The sequence below is a fragment of the Paracoccus onchidii genome (assembly GCF_028294535.1).
In the GTDB taxonomy this organism is placed as follows: Bacteria; Pseudomonadota; Alphaproteobacteria; order Rhodobacterales; family Rhodobacteraceae; genus Paracoccus; species Paracoccus onchidii.
Genome location: NZ_JAQBIE010000032.1, coordinates 1 through 15,491 on the forward strand (window position 1 = coordinate 1; position 15,491 = coordinate 15,491).

Here is a 15,491-nt window from a genome sequence, read left to right on the forward strand (position 1 = left end):
TGTTCGCCGAACATCCGATCTTCGCGGAGATCGACGTGATCGCCTGCCAGCGAGAGCCGTGCTGCCCCTCGTTGTCGAGAACCAACCGCACGGCCCGCTCGCGCACTTCAGGCGAAAACCTATTCGTGGTCTTGCTCATGATGCTCCATCCTGATCAGAAGTTGAAGCCGCCGAAAAACACCGAGAGGTTCAGTATCCCGGCCTCTGTGATGAAGTCCTGCTTTCTTAGCTGGGTCAGTTCGTTGATCCTCGCCCCGCAGGAACGCGAGGCCTTGGAATACCATCACCGCCGAAGCCACGTCGAGACCAAGATGCATTGTGTGAAACTGCTGGGCCACCGCCTTATAGCGCGGGACTTCGACCGTCAGGTCGCTGAACTCCAGATTCGCATCGCCGTCCTGAACGGATACACCGCGCCGAGAATACACGCCACGCAAGCTGTGGGATAAATTCGTCCGGGGAAGGGGAACCTCGGCCATCACCCGATTTGTGCAACAGAGTCCGGTTTGATAAACTTATACTGCATTTTATAGAATTTATCTCAGTCGCTCAATGGCTGCCAACATCAATATCGCGATGTATCTCGGTCAGGTTCCTTCGTCCGGAAAGAGAAAAACCATCTGGGAAACGCTTTCCCTCTCGCATCTTCCAGATGAATCTGGTAGCGCATCTAAGGTGCTGTTATGAGATGATAAAAGCGGCATGTGCGGGTGTGGCGAAATTGGTAGACGCACCAGATTTAGGTTCTGGCGCCTTTGGCGTGGGGGTTCGAGTCCCTTCACCCGCACCACATTGAAATTAAAATATTTTATTTCTTCCATCTCCTCTTCTTTGTCGTAATCCTGCAGCAGTTTCGTACCCGGTTTCGTACTTTCACGTTTGGTTTTTGGTCTGTTCGGCTTTGCGGCACAAATCGCCGTCAGTGGTTCACCGTTTGGATCCAGTTTGACAGCTTTTCGGCATGAGCAGTTGGGCCCCGATGAAGTGCAAGACCGGAACGGGCCTTCGTCCAGCACAGCGTTGCAACAGCGCGGATCGCTGTCCATTTGGCTTGATCCCGAGATTGTCTGGGCATCGCCGCCGAGCGGCAAGCGTGGTCGGCAACAACGGTTCAGCGATGCGGCGATCCAGACCTGCCTGACATTGAAAGTGTTATTCGGAATGCCATTGCGGCACCCATGTTGCCGGAATTGATTGATCAGATCCCGGCCGATCAGACTATCGGATCAGTGACCGCCGGCGGGGCCTATGTCACGCGTAGATGCCATGGCGCGATTGCTTCGCGCGGCGCTCATGCCGTCATCCCGCCGCGCAAGAATGCCAAACCCCGGAAACCTTCAAGCGTCGGTGCCTTCGCCCGCAACGAGGCAGTGAATGCAGCGCGATATCTGGGTCGAGCTACCTGGCGACAATGGCGCGGATGTCACCGCCGAAGCCGCGTCGAGGCCAGGATGAACTGCATCAAACTTCTTGGCCAACCCCTGATGACCAGAGACCTTGACCGGCAGGTCGCAGAAACCCAGATCCGCATCGCGGTGCTCAACCGCCACACCGTTCTTGGCATATCTGTCACAGAGCCAAGAGAATAAGTCCGTCCGCGAAAAGGGAAAGCCCGATTGCACCTCGGTTCGTACAACAACGTCACATGGATCGGCGAACGAACTATACACAGATATCCTGAATGATTCAGCATATGCCCACAACCGATGTAGAAACCGTCAATCCGCTGTCGAGCGTTTTCGCCCTGTTCAAGCCACGCCCCCGACGCAACCCGCGTGCCGCTGGAAACGGGACCGGGGGTGTTCGGCCTTGGGCCCGCCGACGCGCAGGTCGACATGTGGGCACTGATCGGTCACTGCCGTTTTGCCGCGCCGGACCGACGGCTTCTGCTGAAGTTGTTGCCCGAAATGTTCCACCTAACGCGCGGAGCCGGAAAAGCTTTGCGGAATGACCGAAAAGACGCAACCCGGCCGGGCAGATATGTATCCGGGCCTTAGCCCTGCATCGGCATCCTCAGAACGCGCTTTTGCCCGACAACCAGTTTGAGAAGACGCGCATCCCGGGGCTTACCCGTCGATCCAGCGGCCAGGCGAGATAGTATCGCCCTGCCGACACCGTGACCCCGAAGGGCTGTGCAAGGCGACCTTGCGCGATCCAGCTTTCGAACATCGCCACCGGCAACAGCGCCGCCCCCGCGCCGGAGGCAGCCAGTTCGGCAAGCGCGACCGAACTGTCAAAGACCGGGCCGGTCACGGGCGGGCAAGCGGCGCCCGCTGCCGCGAACCAGCCTGCCCATTCGGCGCTACGATAGCTGCGCAACAGCGTCACCTGGGCCAGATCCGCGGGTTGCAGCAGCCGCGCGGCCAGCGAGGGCGCGCATAGCGGCGCCAGCGGAGCTGCCATCAACGGGATCGTCTCATGGCCGGTCCAGCCCTCCGTGCCAAATCGGATCGCCATGTCCAGACCTTCGCGCAGGATCTCGACCCGGTTGTTGTTGGTCGAAATGCGCAGGTCGATTTCGGGATGCGCCTGCCGGAACAGCGCGATCCGGGGCATCAGCCAGCCAAGCGCAAAGGTCGTGTTAACGCCGACCTTCAACACCTCGATGTCCCGGCGACCACCAAGCCGGTCCAGCGCGCGCGCCATGGCGTCGAACCCGTGTTCAAGCACCGGGAACAGCAGACGCCCTTCGTCCGTCGGCACAAGCCCTTGGGACGTGCGCATGAAAAGGGTTGTGCCCAGCACATCCTCGAGCCGCGCAACCTGATGGCTGACCGCGGCCTGGGTCACGCGCAATTCGATGGCGGCCTTGGTAAAGCTACCCTGCCGCATCGCGACCTCGAAGACGCGCAAGGCATTAAGTGGCAGGTCGGGGCGATCCACGGCATTACCTCAGCTAATGGCAGAGAACAGGATTTGTCGTTTGAAGCCCTTCTGCAAGGCAAAATATACAGAACATATCAAACAGATTAATGCTGCCTTCCGGGGGATCCGGGCACCATCACCGATAAAGGAAATTCTCATGCGGTTTACCGTTACCGTCCTGTCGCGCCTTGCGGCAGGCTTGTGTCTTGGGCTGTCTCTGGCCTCTGCCTCGCTGGCCCAGTCGCCTGCTGATGCGCTGTCGCGCAGCGTTGCGCAGATCGAGGAACGTCTGGACGGTCGCATCGGTCTGTCGCTTGTCGACACCGGCCGAGGGCGGTCTTGGACCTATCGGACAGACGAACGCTTTGCGATGAACAGCACCGTGAAAACCGCGATCTGTGGGGCCGTGCTTGCCCGTCGTGACGCGGGTGACCTGTCGCTGTCCGACACCCTGCCGGTCAAGCCGCAGGACATCCTGTCCTACGCGCCGGTCACCGAAAGGAAGGTCGGGGCGCGGATGAGTCTTGCCGAGCTGTGCCTTGCCGCACTTGATCAAAGCGACAACACCGCAACCAACATGCTGATCGACCACCTTGGCGGGCCTCAGGCGGTTACAAATTTTCTGCGAAGCACGGGAGACAGGGTCAGCAGGCTCGACCGTCGCGAACCCGAACTGAACGACGTGCCACCCGGCGATCCGCACGACACGACAACCCCGGCGGCCATGAGCGAAACACTTCGAAACCTGCTGCTTGACGGCGCGTTGACGCCGGAGTCGCGCAGGCAGCTGGCCGACTGGATGAGCCTTGGCGGCGTCACGGGCAACCTGCTGCGCCCCCATGCGCCGGAGGGGTGGCGGATTGCCGACAAGTCCGGCAGCGGCAGCCAAACGCGCAACATCATCGCGATGATCACCCCCGAAGGCGAAGCGCCCTGGATCGCAACCATCTTCATCTCTGACGTCGATGCGGATTTCGATACGCGCAACGCCGCCCTTCAGGAAGTCGGTGGCGTCGTGATGTCGTTCATCGGGGACCGGCAACAATAGGCCCCGGCCACGGCATTGAAGGCGGGTTCATCCCCCTTTGTCGCCGTGGCGTCCACTGGCTGTCCGACCGCGCCGTTGCCGTTGGCCACACGAAAGCCCGGTTTCAGGCGGTCTTGATCTGCGGCTCTTGCACGTCGGCGTTTCTATGTGGCAATGCCACATGAGGCTGTAACGTCCGCCTTGGCTTTTTCCTGCCCCGTCAACTTTCGCGCGTTCCTCACTGCGCGTCCCGCGCTGCTCTTGTCAGGATAAGAAACAAGCCGGATAGGACGCTTACGCCGAAAGACGCCCACCCCACAACGACGAGCGCCGCGTGGCGAACAGGGTGGTAGTTACGAAAATAGGCCCATGAATCTGTGAAGGGAAGGCTCTCTACCCAGCTTTGAAATGCAAAAAATGCGAGCGTGGCGGCGCAAAGCAGACCGGAAATAATGAATATCTTTCGTGCGACCATCTTAATCCCCAATTCCAAGACCCTAGATTTTTTGCGCTTGCAAGATCCAACCGTTTGGCCGTGTCGTCGGATAGGCAGCTTCGCGTGCCTTCACGCCGCTTTAATGAAATTATGATCACCCAAGCGCTGTATGCGCAATCAACATCCCGATTATGGACTATCGCAGGATAAGGGCAGGGCAGCAGTTGCAAGGCGTTTGTGTAGACCCTTCGTTGCGGCTTGGCTAGGATGCTGCTCTAATTCAGGGAGAAGTGTCCATGTGGACAACCAGGATCATCCTGCTGGTACTGTTCTTTCCGGCCATGGCGATGTCCGATGGGACTGCCTCCAGCCAAGACCGCTTCACAAAATGCGGCGCCTTGAACGAAGGCCCTGACGATGTTCACGAATGCTACTTTGCGGTTGGTGATGAAGTAGAGCGCGAGATGGTGCAGGCTTATCGTCTTGCTCGGTCTGCAGCAAAGGCATTTGACCAACATCATGCGATAGATTCCGAAAGGTCAACAGAGGTGCTGTTGCAAGAGTCGCAGGTGGCCTTCGAAACATATCGCAAGCTGCATTGCAGATTTCCCGAAAGGGCGGCTCTTGGTGGTACGGGGGCGATAAATGGAATCGTAGCTTGCAGAGTGGCGCTAACCGTTATCCGCACCGAACAACTTGGCGAAATTGCGGGCATACTCTGAGCAGAGGTGGTCCGGGTTTTCGACCAGTTTTTCGCCGGACTATGACAACAATTCCCTGCCGAAGCTTCTTGTGGCCAGGATGATCGGACGGTCGTGACCCGGAACAGCTCCCTGTCGGCCCAGTTCGAGCACTCGATCGGCGTCACCGCCGACGGCTACGAGATTTCATGCTTTCACCGACAGGACGCCACACGCCCGAGCCGGCGCTTGCATAGCGCATCTTCGAAATTTCCGCAGGAAGCAAAAGATCGGTATTTTCCTGTCACGCCTGGGCGTTTGACCTTGCGGTTTTATGGTGCAATCCATTCGCTGGAATGGAGGGAAGCGCCCATCACCATAGCAGACGCGATCCTCTAAGCCGGCGAGGCATGGTGACCTCAGGCCAACTGACAGACGCGATGAACAGACACAATTGCGAATTGAAAATCAGCCTCTGGCAAATCCGAGGCGGGGTGCCGTTGACAAGCTTATCGGTCGAGAGCAGCGCCGAGACGCCCGGCAATTTCATCGTGGATGCGCGCGCGTCCGGCGGCATCGCCGTCGCACAGGGCAGCATCGCCACCTTCTTCTGCCAGGATGTATTTGCCCTTGGGTGTACAAAGCGGGAAGGCGTCATAGCCGGTCGCGGTCGCGATCACCGTCTGCGACAAGCCGGTATCAGCGAACTGGGGATGATCTGGGGCGCTTAGCCAGATCACCTGAATATCCGCGCCACGGTCTTTCAGGCTTGGGGCAAGGAAAACATCCGCATATTCCGGGTCTATGGCAATGGCGGTACTGATCCGGGGATCGCGATGAGCGCGTTCGAGCATTTCTCGATCGACATCGGCCAAAGAGACGCCCTGCGCAGTATACCATGCGCAATCCGGGCCATCTGCGTCGGCGGCACAGGTCGACGCAAAAGCATCGGCGTCGAAGCTGCCGCCGGTCAGGGCCAGAGCGGCGGTGCCGCCAAGCGCATGCCCCGTCACGGCGATCCGGGCCGGATCGATCACAGCGGACAAGGCCTGATCTTGCAGAACCCGATCAAGCGCGTGTGAAACATCCTGCGGCCGTTGCCAGATGGCGTTCACGGCGATGGCTGCGCTGTCCGGACGCGGGCTGTTCACTTCGACCACTACAAAGCCTTTTTCGGCAAGCCGACCGCTTAGCCAGGCTCCGGAATCCGTCGCTGATCGCAATCCGCCATGCGAGAGCAGAAGCAGAGGAAACGGCCCCGCTGCCATCGCTGCATCACGATACGCTGGCTGCCCGACGAAGACGGCATTTCCACCGACGTCTTCCAGCGACCCGCCGTCTTTCGCAGGATACCAGACCGATAGAGACAAGTGACGCAAGGCGTCCCCATCAGTTGCGGCAATCGTACGTACCCCTATCCGAGATTCCGCAAGCCCGGGCATGGCATAAAAGAAGACCATGAAAACAGTGGAAACGGCTTTCAGCATTCCGGCTTTCCTGTTCAATGAGATCAACATCAAAGGCTTTTATGCCGGGCGCTTGCCGGCAATGCGAGGGGGGAAGTGCATCAGGCGCGGACGGAAACCCCGATACCGCGCACCATCGAGCAAGCAGGCGGTTTGACGACGCGCCTGTCCTCACCACGAACATTTCCGCGCTGCGCATCCGCAGACCGTGCCGTTCCTGTTGTGACCGGAAATCCAGTTCGCAGCGGCTTCACCATGCCTGATATTCGTATGTCATGCAGCAGTTTCAAAGACCGACCTTCGCTGGCGCTTGCGGCCTTTCTTTAATCTCTCGAACTTTGCCCTGGGTTGCGCAGCGCGTTCAGGGCATTTGTTTTCCTCAATGTCCGGTCATGGTGACCTTGATCAGCATCCAGATGGCCATCGCGACCATCATCAGGTTTTCGGTCAACGAGACAAAGCCCAAGGGCACGTTGCTATCGCCACCGACACAGGCGCATTTGATTTCTCGTTTGTCGATATAGACGGCCTTGAAGACAGACACGGCGCCAATGGTGCCAATGAACAGGGCCACCGGGATCGACAGCCACATCAGGGCGCCGGAAACCATCAGGACGCCGGCCAAGCCTTCGGCAAAGGGATAGGCGTATCCATAGCGCACCCAGCGCTGCGCCAGCAGGTCATAATTCAGAAACATCGTGGCAAAACTCTCCACGTCTTTCAGCTTTTGCAGGGCCAACAGACACATCGCGATGGCCACGAACCATTCTGCTGTGGCAACCGTGAACAACTCGCTGGACGCCGCCCAACTGGTGGCCACGGCCATCGCGGCGGCCATCGCAAACAGCGCAATCACCGGGCGATAGGTCGTCGCGGCCTTGTCGCGAACGGTCTTGCCGAAATGGCGCCGCAATTCGTCATATCCGCCGATCCGCTTGCCGTCGATGAAGGTCTGCGGCGTTGTGGGGACGTCGTGCCGGTTCTTGAAGGCATCGACCTCGGCGCGGGTGGTCAGATGACGATCCTCGACGCGGTAGCCCTCGCGCTTCAACAGGTCCAGTGACTTGAGGCCATAAGGGCACATGTGTTTGGCCATCACCATTCGGTGCAGGGTGGCAGTTTTCGTGCTCGGCTGAGCCATGGTCAACCTCGATGGCTTGAGAAGACGCGCGTCCCGGACCGCGCCCAAAGAATGACGTCAAAAGGATCGCGCTGCCCGTCCATTTCCATGCCGGGTGATCCGATGGGCATACCTGGCACCGAAAGCCCCACGGCCTTTGGGCGGTGCTTCAGCAGGGTCCGGATATCGGCGGCCGGCACGTGACCCTCGATCACGTAACCGTCGATCAGGGCCGTATGACAGGAGCGCAGCGATATTGGCACCTCATGACGATCTTTTGCGGCCTGAATGTCGTCCGTCATCACCACGTTGACCTCAAATCCATGTTCCTCCAGATGTGTCACCCACGCACCGCAACAGCCGCAATCGGGCGAGCGGAGCACCCGCGCCCTGATTGGCGCCTGGCGGACCTGAGACATCGCCGAAGCCGGCAAAAGACATGCTGCCATCGCGGTCGTGAATCTGCGTCGATCAATCATGATACGTTCCTTTTCCTGAAGCCTTTTTCAGCCGATCCGCGGAACTCGGTGCCATGTTCCTTGTCCGCCGTTTCAAGTCGGTGCAGGATCGGACAATTCGGGCGCTCGTTGCCCGCGCAGTCACTTGCCAGACCCTCCAGGGTGTCGGCCATGTCCTGCAGATGCGCGATCTTGCGGCGCAGGTCCCGGACCCGAGCCTGCGCCAAGGCCTTCACGTCTGCGCTGCGCCTGTCCTTGTCGCGCCAGAGATCCAGAAGTTCGGTGATTTCTGCAATGGAAAACCCCAGATCGCGGGCGCGGGCGACAAACCGCAGCATGTGGATGTCTTGCAGTTCGTATTCCCGATAGCCCGAGGTCGTTCGACTGGCATTCGGGATCAGGCCGATCTGTTCGTAATAGCGGATCATCTTTGCCGATACGCCCGAGCGATTGGCGGCATCTCCGATCTTCATGACACAGCTCCGTCGTTGCGATGACAAGGATATGGGGCTTCCCATGATTGGAAGGTCAAGGGGCAGTCACAGATTCGTGGCGGTATTGACCTGACAATCGTGGGAGGGAAGAAGAACCTGCCAAGGCGTATTCCCATTTGGTTCCGGCGTGGTGAGAACCCGAACCGTTTGGAAGAAAAAGATGTGAACCGCATCGCCAATGTCTATCGGTTTCGTGCCGAGGAAGACCGGTTCCGCGCCCCGCGACCTATCGGCCAAGTTCGAAAAGAATGATTTCAATCTCGCCATACCGCGATACGCCGACATCTTGGTTCCGAAACTGTCAATCCACCCGGAAGAGGCGGCTGGCCACCAAGGGGGTGTGTCCCACGACAGGGAAAACCGCGACGGGCGGTCGCACCGGCAATGCGATCAAGCCATGAAGCGCCCAAAGAAAAACCGCCGGGAACGCACTACAAGAGGGGCGTGCATTCCCGGCGGCGATCTTAAAAGAACTTGCCTACAATAACTGGATCGGCCACTCACTCATTACCCAAACATCGGGTCGGTAAAGTCAGCACGACCAAAAAACGCGACCTTCAAATCATCTCCGCATGTCTGCTTGCGTCGATGGGTTGGTTATCGCTTATTCGGCCGCGGCAAGCTATTCGTGTGATTGCGTAGGCGGATTTACCTATACGTCAATCAGCGACAGGAAGCCGGGTTGATACCGGTCGCGCGCAGGCCCCATTCGGTCATCTGGGCAGTCAGCTCTTGCCCGGCAAGATCGAAGGCGGGGATCAGATCAGAGGTTTTGCTGCTGGCTGCGGGGATTTCGACGTTGAAATTGCCACGAGAGACGACGCTGGCATCCATCTCGTGGATCATTTGGGCATTGACCGCCAGTCTGACGGTGACGGCTTCGCCATCGACCCTGGCATTGAAGGCCTCGATCTCGCTGATCAGGGCGAAATCGCCCGACAATCCAAGGGGCGCGCGGCCGACATGGCTGAACGCGTCATAGCTGCCCAGACCCTGAACCAGCAAACGTTGCAGCATGACCGGCACGGTGTCGCCCCATTCCGCATCGGGCAGATACTGCGTTTGCAGGGGCGAAGGGCGGATCATGATCCGTTCGCTGTCCAATGTGCCACGGGCCTTGGGTGTTTCGATGACCAGTTCGGCAACCCGGCCGCGCCCACATGAGGTTTGACCGAATGCGGGGGGGCGCAATTCAAAGACATCGCGTTCGGGCCCTCCTTCCAGGGCTGACAGGGCCGCACAGCCGGGCAGGAGGGCAGCAAGTGCAAGCGGGACAAGTCTGGAAGGGCGCATCAGGAACCTCAGCGACGGAATTCAGGGGTGCGCGGCCCGGTCAGAAGCTGCGCGGGGTTGCGTTTCAATGTGCCGACAAGCTGATCGATATCGGCGACCAATCCGCGCAATTCCATGGACAGGCGCGAAAACTGTGGCAGGGCCTCGGTCGCGAAATTCTGCACGGGGCGGTGGGCGCTGTCCAGCACCCTGCGCAACGAGGTAAATGCATCGGCGGCGGATGCGGCGGCGGTGCGAAGCTGGGCCATCATGTCCGGCAGATCGCCCGCCACGCTGTCCAGGGCCGTGTTCACCTTGCCGAGCGTTTGGCTGAGATCGGAAATGATCGGTGCAAGATCCGTTCCGAAGATGTCCGTGGCGGCCTTGAATGCGTCATTGCCTGATGTCAGCGCGACATCCAGGCGGGACAGGCTGTCCTCGGCGCGTGCGGCAAGGCGGTTCAAGTCGGATTGCAGGCTGCCCGCGGCCTGATCAAGCGTTTCCGTCAGGTCCTTGAGGTCACCGGACACATAGTTTTGGATTTCATCCAGAGATTTCGTCGCGGCGGCCATGGTGCCATCGGCCTGCTTGGCCGCCTGCGAGAAATTTTCCAGCGCGGTATCGGCGGTCTGGCTGAGTGTATCCAGCTTGCCGCCAAAGGCAGCGATGCCATCTGCGGCCTTGCCGATGGCGCCGGTCGCCGAGGATACATCGGACAGGGCCTGATCCAGATTGGCGCTGGAATCCTCGACATTGTCGAGAATGTTTGACACCCGCTGAACGTTTTCGTCGCTAAGCAACTGCGCCAGCCGATCGGCGACATCCCCCAGCTTGTCGATGATCTCTGGCCCTTCCTGGGTCAGCTTTTGCAGGGCTGACTGGCTGGATTTGATCACGGGGATCGGCGTGTCTTCCGTTTCGGTCAACCGTGGCGAGTCGGGGCTGCCCGAGGTGATCGAGATATTGGACACGCCCGTCACGCCCTGGGATTCGACCGAAGCGCGCGAACTGACCCGGATTGGCGTGTCTTCATCCACTTCCAGGCGAACCCGGACCGGCGCGCTGCTTTCCGGGGCCAGATCGATATCCACGACCGACCCCACCTTCAGCCCGGCAAAGCGCACATCGGACGAGATTCCCAACCCCGACACCTCGTTGAAATAGGCGTCGTAATAGGAAAACTGCTGATCCAGTTCCAGCTTGGCGAACCAGACCAGAAATCCCAGGATGCCCAGGAAGCCCGCGATCGCAAATGCACCGATCAGGGCGTAGTTTGCCTTGGTTTCCATCCCGCTATCCTTCGCTTCGATCGGCCGGCTGCGCGGCGCGGGCGCGCGGACCGTGGAAATATTCGCGAACCCAAGGATGGTCCACTTGCAGCATTTCTGCCATCGTTCCCGTTGTCAGGACCCGTTTTTCCGCAAGCACCGCGATCCGGTCGCAACAGGCATGCAACGTGTCCAGATCGTGCGTGACCAGAAAAACCGACAGGTTCAGCGCATCTCGCAGCCCGACAATCAGCTTGTCGAATGCGTCAGCGCCGATGGGATCAAGTCCTGCGGTGGGTTCGTCCAGAAAGACGATTTCAGGATCCAGCGCCAAAGCGCGTGCCAGCCCGGCCCGTTTGCGCATGCCGCCGGACAGGTCCGACGGGAAATCGGCATTTGCCTTGAATGGCAGGCCCGCCATTGACACCTTGAGCTGCGCCAGGCTGACGCGCTGTTCATCGCTGAGGCCCGGAACGGCACGCAAAGGGACCTCGACATTTTCCTGAACGCTGAGCGAGGAAAACAAAGCGCCATCCTGAAACATCACCCCCCAGCGCCGTTCGATCGCCTCGCGTTCAGCGCCCGACATGGCTGTTACATCGCGGCCAAAGACCGACACCGATCCCGCCGCAGGTCTGATAAGTCCGACGATACTGCGCAGGAGAACCGACTTGCCGGTGCCCGACCCGCCGACAACACCCAGAATTTCACCCCGTCGCAGGTCCAGGTCCAGGTCCTGATGCACCACGTGATCGCCGAATTGGGTGCGAAGGTTGCGAACCTCTATGACATTCTCGCGGCTCATATGCCGAGCACCGAGAACAGGATCGAGAAGGCCGCATCTGCTATGATAATGGCGAATATTGCTGATACCACCGAAGCCGAGGTCTGGCTGCCCAGGGATTCCGCGTCCTTGCCCACCATCATCCCGGCGTGACAGCCGATAATCCCGATGATCAGCGCAAAGACCGGCGCCTTGACCAGCCCGACAATGGCATGGTCCACGCTGATGTCCCCCAGGCGGGTCATGAACATCGATGGGGAAACGCCCAGTTCGATCCATGACATGATCGCACCGCCCAGCAGCCCGGACAGATCTGCGATCAGGCCCAGAATGGGCAGCATCAACACCAGCGCCAGCACCCTTGGCAGGATCAGCACCATGTCCGGGTCCATGCCCAATGTGCGCATGGCGTCAATTTCCTCGCGCATCTTCATGGATCCGATCGAGGCGGTCAGGGCCGAAGTGGTTCGCCCCGCCACGACAATCGCGGTCAACAGGATCCCCAGTTCGCGCAGCACCGAAATGGCAATCAGATCGACGACGAAAACCTCGGCGCCGAATTGCCGCAACTGCGCTGCCCCCTGAAAGGCCAGAACGACGCCGATCAGGAAGGACATGACTGCCACGATAGAGACGGCCCTGAGGCCGGTTTGTTGACAATGATAGACCAGCGAGGTCAGGCGAAACTGGGACGGATGGCGCAAGGCGCGCAGCAAGGCGGCCAGAAAGCGCCCCAGATATTCGGTCATCTGCACAAAGGTCGACAGGCTGCCCACGACCCGCTTTCCCGTGTTGCGGCAGATGTCGTGCCACCAGCTTCGCGGCGGAGCGGGCTTGTCCGGGGCGGGTATGGCGTCGCTGACTGTCTCTAGCAATATCCGGTGTGACTGCGACAGACCGACAAGCTCGGCGCCTTGTGCGCGTTGCCGGGCAAGATAATGGGCGCCCGCGGTGTCCATGCGTTGCAGGTCGGTCAGGTCGATCCGTTGCGCGCCAGGTGGCGGTGTCCGGGGCAGGGTCCACACGACCAACGCACCGCCGAGGGCCAGATCCCCATCGCGATTTGTGATTGTCAGCTGGGCCTGACTGGGGTCGGACAATGTCATGGTGGGCAAGTCCTTCAATGCATTGCTTTAATCGCCGCAATATCCGGTGGTGTCAAATACGCAGGTTTTCTTGCGACCCGATCACCAGAGTTTTCTTGACGGAACGGTTCGCTGCCCGCATCAATTGAATATGCAATTCCGTGGCGGTTGCGCCCTCTTGTCGTGATCGCCTCGCCTTGGAAACAATGGGAGGGGGTTCGATGTTCAAGCATCTGGCCTTGCGGGTCATGCCACTGATCGCGATCACCGCGACCAATGTTGCCGCGCAAACCGCCGAGGAGGGCGCGGCGACTGATGACGAAAGCGCCGCCGAACTTTTCACGACGACCGAACTGGAAACCATGGTCGCGCCGGTTGCGCTGTATCCTGACACGCTGCTGATGCAGATCCTTGTGGCCTCGACCGTTCCGCTGGACATCATGAAGGCCGAGCAACATCTGCGCGACAATCCCGAAGAAGCCGATCAGGACCGCAAGGATTTTGCCGAGGCGCAGGATTGGGATGAAAGTGTCCAGGCACTGGCGGCGGCATTCCCGGATGTTCTGGACGACATGGCGGAACATGTCGACTGGACCGAAACCATGGGCAATGCCATGCTGACGCAAAGCGATGACGTCATGGATGCCATTCAGGCCATGCGTCAGCTTGCGATTGAGAATGGCACTCTGGTCAGCGGCGATCAGCAAACGGTTGATGTTCAGCAAAACGACCTTGCGCCCGCGCAGGGTCAATCCGACACCGGCACCGCGGCCCAGCCGCAGGAAACCGTGGTTATCACCCCGACCGATCCGCAAACGGTTTATGTGCCCCAATATAACCCCAGCACTGTTTATTCGCCCAATTTGGGCGGGGTGATTGCGACCACCGCGGTTGCCTTTGGCACGGCGGCGCTGATCGACGATATTTTCGATGATGACGATGATTGGGGGCATTACTGGGGCTGTCGCGATTGCGGCGGCTGGAACGGTCGCCCCATCGTGCGCGATCCCGACATCGATCTGGATGTCGATGGCAATGTGAACATTGGCAATCGCGTGAATATCGACCGCGACAATGCGCGGATTGATCGCACGGATATCGGCTGGAAACCCGATAGTGGCAAGGCGGCGTCCGCGCGCAAGCGTATCGAGAACAATCGCAATGGCGACGGCTCGTCGCGATTGCCCGTCAAGAAGGCGGCATCGCGTCAGGACAATCTGCGCAAACAGATTTCGGGCCGGACCGGCGCCCCCGATCTGGGACGTGATCCCGGACAACTGGCCCAGTCGGTCGGTTCGCGCCCGCCAAACCGTGCCAATGCCAAGCGCCCGGCCAAGTTCAACCCCGCCGAGAAATCCGCCGCGGTCAAGCGCACGAAGACCGCACCGAAGGCAAGCCATCCCAAGGCCGCAGCGGCCAAGGCATCACATCCCAAGGTCAGCCGACCCGCCCCGAAAAAAACCGTGGCCCATCATGCCGCCGCTCCGCGCAAACCGGCCGTGACCCGTCATGCCGTGTCCCATGCGCCTGCGCTGCACAAGCACAGCTCGGGAACTCGGGCCCGGGCCGCATCCCATCGCGGGCATGTCAGCCGTGGCCACCGTGGACGGCGCTAAGTGGGAAAGGACAGGAACATGATGCGCATGATTGCACTATCTGCCGGACTGACCCTTGCGCCAATGGCGGCAATCGCGGCACCTCAAAGTTATGAATCGCCACAGGCCGCGCTTGAGGCGCTGGTATCTGCGGCCGGTGCCGAGGGCGAACAGGATCTGCTGACGGTATTTGGCGCAGAGGCCGCCGAAACGATTTTTTCCGGCGACGAGATCGAAGATGCCGGCAACCGCCGCATGATCGAGAATATGGTCAATCAGGGCTATCGCTTTGTGCCCGAGGCCGAATTCGAACAGACGATTATTGAAATGGGCAACGATCACTGGCCCTTTCCAATCCCTCTGGTTCGGGATGAAAACGGCTGGAGCTTCGACGTCGAGGCCGGTCGTCAGGAAATGCTGGCGCGCCGCATCGGGTTGAATGAGCTGAATACCATGACGCTGATCGATGCTTATGGCGACATACAGGCCCAGTTCCGGCTGGTCGATCAGGATGGCGATGGTGTCATGGAATTCGCGCGGTCCCTGATCGCGACCGCCGAAGATCGCGATGGCCTGTATTGGCCGGGCGGCGACAGTCCCTTGGGCGAACATGCCGCGCGGGCATCCCTGGACGGGTTCAGCGAAGACGGCGAAGATCTGCCCTCAGAGCCTTTGGAAGGGTATCTGTTCCGCGTGCTGGATGGTCAGGGTGAAAACGCGCCAGGCGGCGCGATGAGCTATCTGGTCAATGATAACATGGTCGCCGGGCATGCGATTCTTGCGGTTCCGGCGGTCTATGGCGATACCGGTATCCACAGTTTCATGATGGCGGAAAACGGGATCATCCTGCAGGCCGATCTGGGCGAGGATAGCCTGAACATCGCGGCGGAAATCACCAGCTATGATCCCGATGAAAGCTGGGTTCCCGCCTATTACTAGCA

The 15,491-nt window shown here is 59.7% G+C and carries 13 protein-coding genes, 1 tRNA gene and 3 pseudogenes; 8 read left to right on the forward strand and 9 right to left on the reverse strand.

All coding sequences use genetic code 11. The features are described from left to right. The 3 genes and pseudogenes from PAF17_RS17790 to PAF17_RS17800 all read left to right on the forward strand — a co-directional run. Positions 1-449, forward strand: a pseudogene (locus PAF17_RS17790) (hypothetical protein); the annotation flags it as partial. A 257-nt stretch (positions 450-706) separates the two neighbouring features. Further along, positions 707-790: transfer RNA gene (locus PAF17_RS17795), tRNA-Leu, on the forward strand. A 179-nt stretch (positions 791-969) separates the two neighbouring features. Continuing rightward, positions 970-1,589 (forward strand): annotated as a pseudogene (locus PAF17_RS17800) (transposase). 424 nt (positions 1,590-2,013) lie between these two features. Here the strand turns inward: PAF17_RS17800 and PAF17_RS17805 are convergent. Beyond that, positions 2,014-2,883 (reverse strand): LysR family transcriptional regulator, encoded by an 870-nt coding sequence (locus PAF17_RS17805; RefSeq protein WP_271890443.1) that lies wholly within the window; start codon positions 2,881-2,883, stop codon positions 2,014-2,016. A gap of 139 nt (positions 2,884-3,022) precedes the next feature. Between PAF17_RS17805 and bla the strand changes: the two genes are divergently transcribed. The 3 genes and pseudogenes from bla to PAF17_RS17820 all read left to right on the forward strand — a co-directional run. Next, positions 3,023-3,913 carry a class A beta-lactamase gene (gene bla, locus PAF17_RS17810; protein WP_271890444.1) on the forward strand — a complete coding sequence of 297 codons (891 nt, stop codon included), beginning with the start codon at positions 3,023-3,025 and terminating at the stop codon, positions 3,911-3,913. A 711-nt stretch (positions 3,914-4,624) separates the two neighbouring features. Next, positions 4,625-5,050, forward strand: coding sequence for a lysozyme inhibitor LprI family protein (locus PAF17_RS17815; protein ID WP_271890445.1), 426 nt, complete (start codon positions 4,625-4,627; stop codon positions 5,048-5,050). Between the two features lie 78 nt (positions 5,051-5,128). After that, positions 5,129-5,215: pseudogene (locus PAF17_RS17820) on the forward strand (type I methionyl aminopeptidase); the annotation flags it as partial. Between the two features lie 302 nt (positions 5,216-5,517). Here the strand turns inward: PAF17_RS17820 and PAF17_RS17825 are convergent. The 8 genes from PAF17_RS17825 to PAF17_RS17860 all read right to left on the reverse strand — a co-directional run bounded on the left by PAF17_RS17825 (position 5,518) and on the right by PAF17_RS17860 (position 12,976). Continuing rightward, on the reverse strand, positions 5,518-6,495 hold the full coding sequence (locus PAF17_RS17825; RefSeq protein ID WP_271890446.1) for an alpha/beta hydrolase family protein: 978 nt from the start codon (positions 6,493-6,495) through the stop codon (positions 5,518-5,520). 358 nt (positions 6,496-6,853) lie between these two features. After that, positions 6,854-7,570 (reverse strand): MauE/DoxX family redox-associated membrane protein, encoded by a 717-nt coding sequence (locus tag PAF17_RS17830; RefSeq protein WP_456299656.1) that lies wholly within the window; start codon positions 7,568-7,570, stop codon positions 6,854-6,856. A 47-nt stretch (positions 7,571-7,617) separates the two neighbouring features. After that, a complete protein-coding gene (locus PAF17_RS17835) occupies positions 7,618-8,073 on the reverse strand; it encodes a DUF411 domain-containing protein (protein ID WP_271890448.1) in 456 nt (151 codons plus the stop codon). Further along, positions 8,070-8,525 (reverse strand): Cu(I)-responsive transcriptional regulator, encoded by a 456-nt coding sequence (gene cueR, locus PAF17_RS17840; protein ID WP_271890449.1) that lies wholly within the window; start codon positions 8,523-8,525, stop codon positions 8,070-8,072. Before cueR ends, PAF17_RS17835 begins: the two co-directional genes overlap by 4 nt. A gap of 684 nt (positions 8,526-9,209) precedes the next feature. Beyond that, entirely contained in the window at positions 9,210-9,839 is a 630-nt protein-coding gene (locus PAF17_RS17845) for an ABC-type transport auxiliary lipoprotein family protein (RefSeq protein WP_271890450.1), read from the reverse strand. 8 nt (positions 9,840-9,847) lie between these two features. Then, complete coding sequence (locus tag PAF17_RS17850; protein WP_271890451.1) at positions 9,848-11,107, reverse strand: MlaD family protein; 1,260 nt, start codon at positions 11,105-11,107, stop codon at positions 9,848-9,850. Positions 11,108-11,111: 4 nt separating this feature from the next. Further along, positions 11,112-11,891, reverse strand: a complete 780-nt coding sequence (locus PAF17_RS17855; RefSeq protein ID WP_271890452.1) for an ABC transporter ATP-binding protein — start codon at positions 11,889-11,891, stop codon at positions 11,112-11,114. Further along, the gene (locus tag PAF17_RS17860) at positions 11,888-12,976 is read right to left on the reverse strand and encodes an ABC transporter permease (RefSeq protein ID WP_271890453.1); all 1,089 of its coding nucleotides are present in this window, start codon (positions 12,974-12,976) and stop codon (positions 11,888-11,890) included. Before PAF17_RS17860 ends, PAF17_RS17855 begins: the two co-directional genes overlap by 4 nt. 200 nt (positions 12,977-13,176) lie before the next feature. Here PAF17_RS17860 and PAF17_RS17865 point away from each other — a divergent pair, with 200 nt between their 5' ends. Together PAF17_RS17865 and PAF17_RS17870 are read left to right on the forward strand one after the other, a co-directional pair. Then, positions 13,177-14,571 carry a DUF3300 domain-containing protein gene (locus PAF17_RS17865; protein WP_271890454.1) on the forward strand — a complete coding sequence of 465 codons (1,395 nt, stop codon included), beginning with the start codon at positions 13,177-13,179 and terminating at the stop codon, positions 14,569-14,571. An 18-nt stretch (positions 14,572-14,589) separates the two neighbouring features. Continuing rightward, on the forward strand, positions 14,590-15,489 hold the full coding sequence (locus tag PAF17_RS17870; RefSeq protein WP_271890455.1) for a DUF2950 family protein: 900 nt from the start codon (positions 14,590-14,592) through the stop codon (positions 15,487-15,489). Positions 15,490-15,491: the final 2 nt, after the last annotated feature.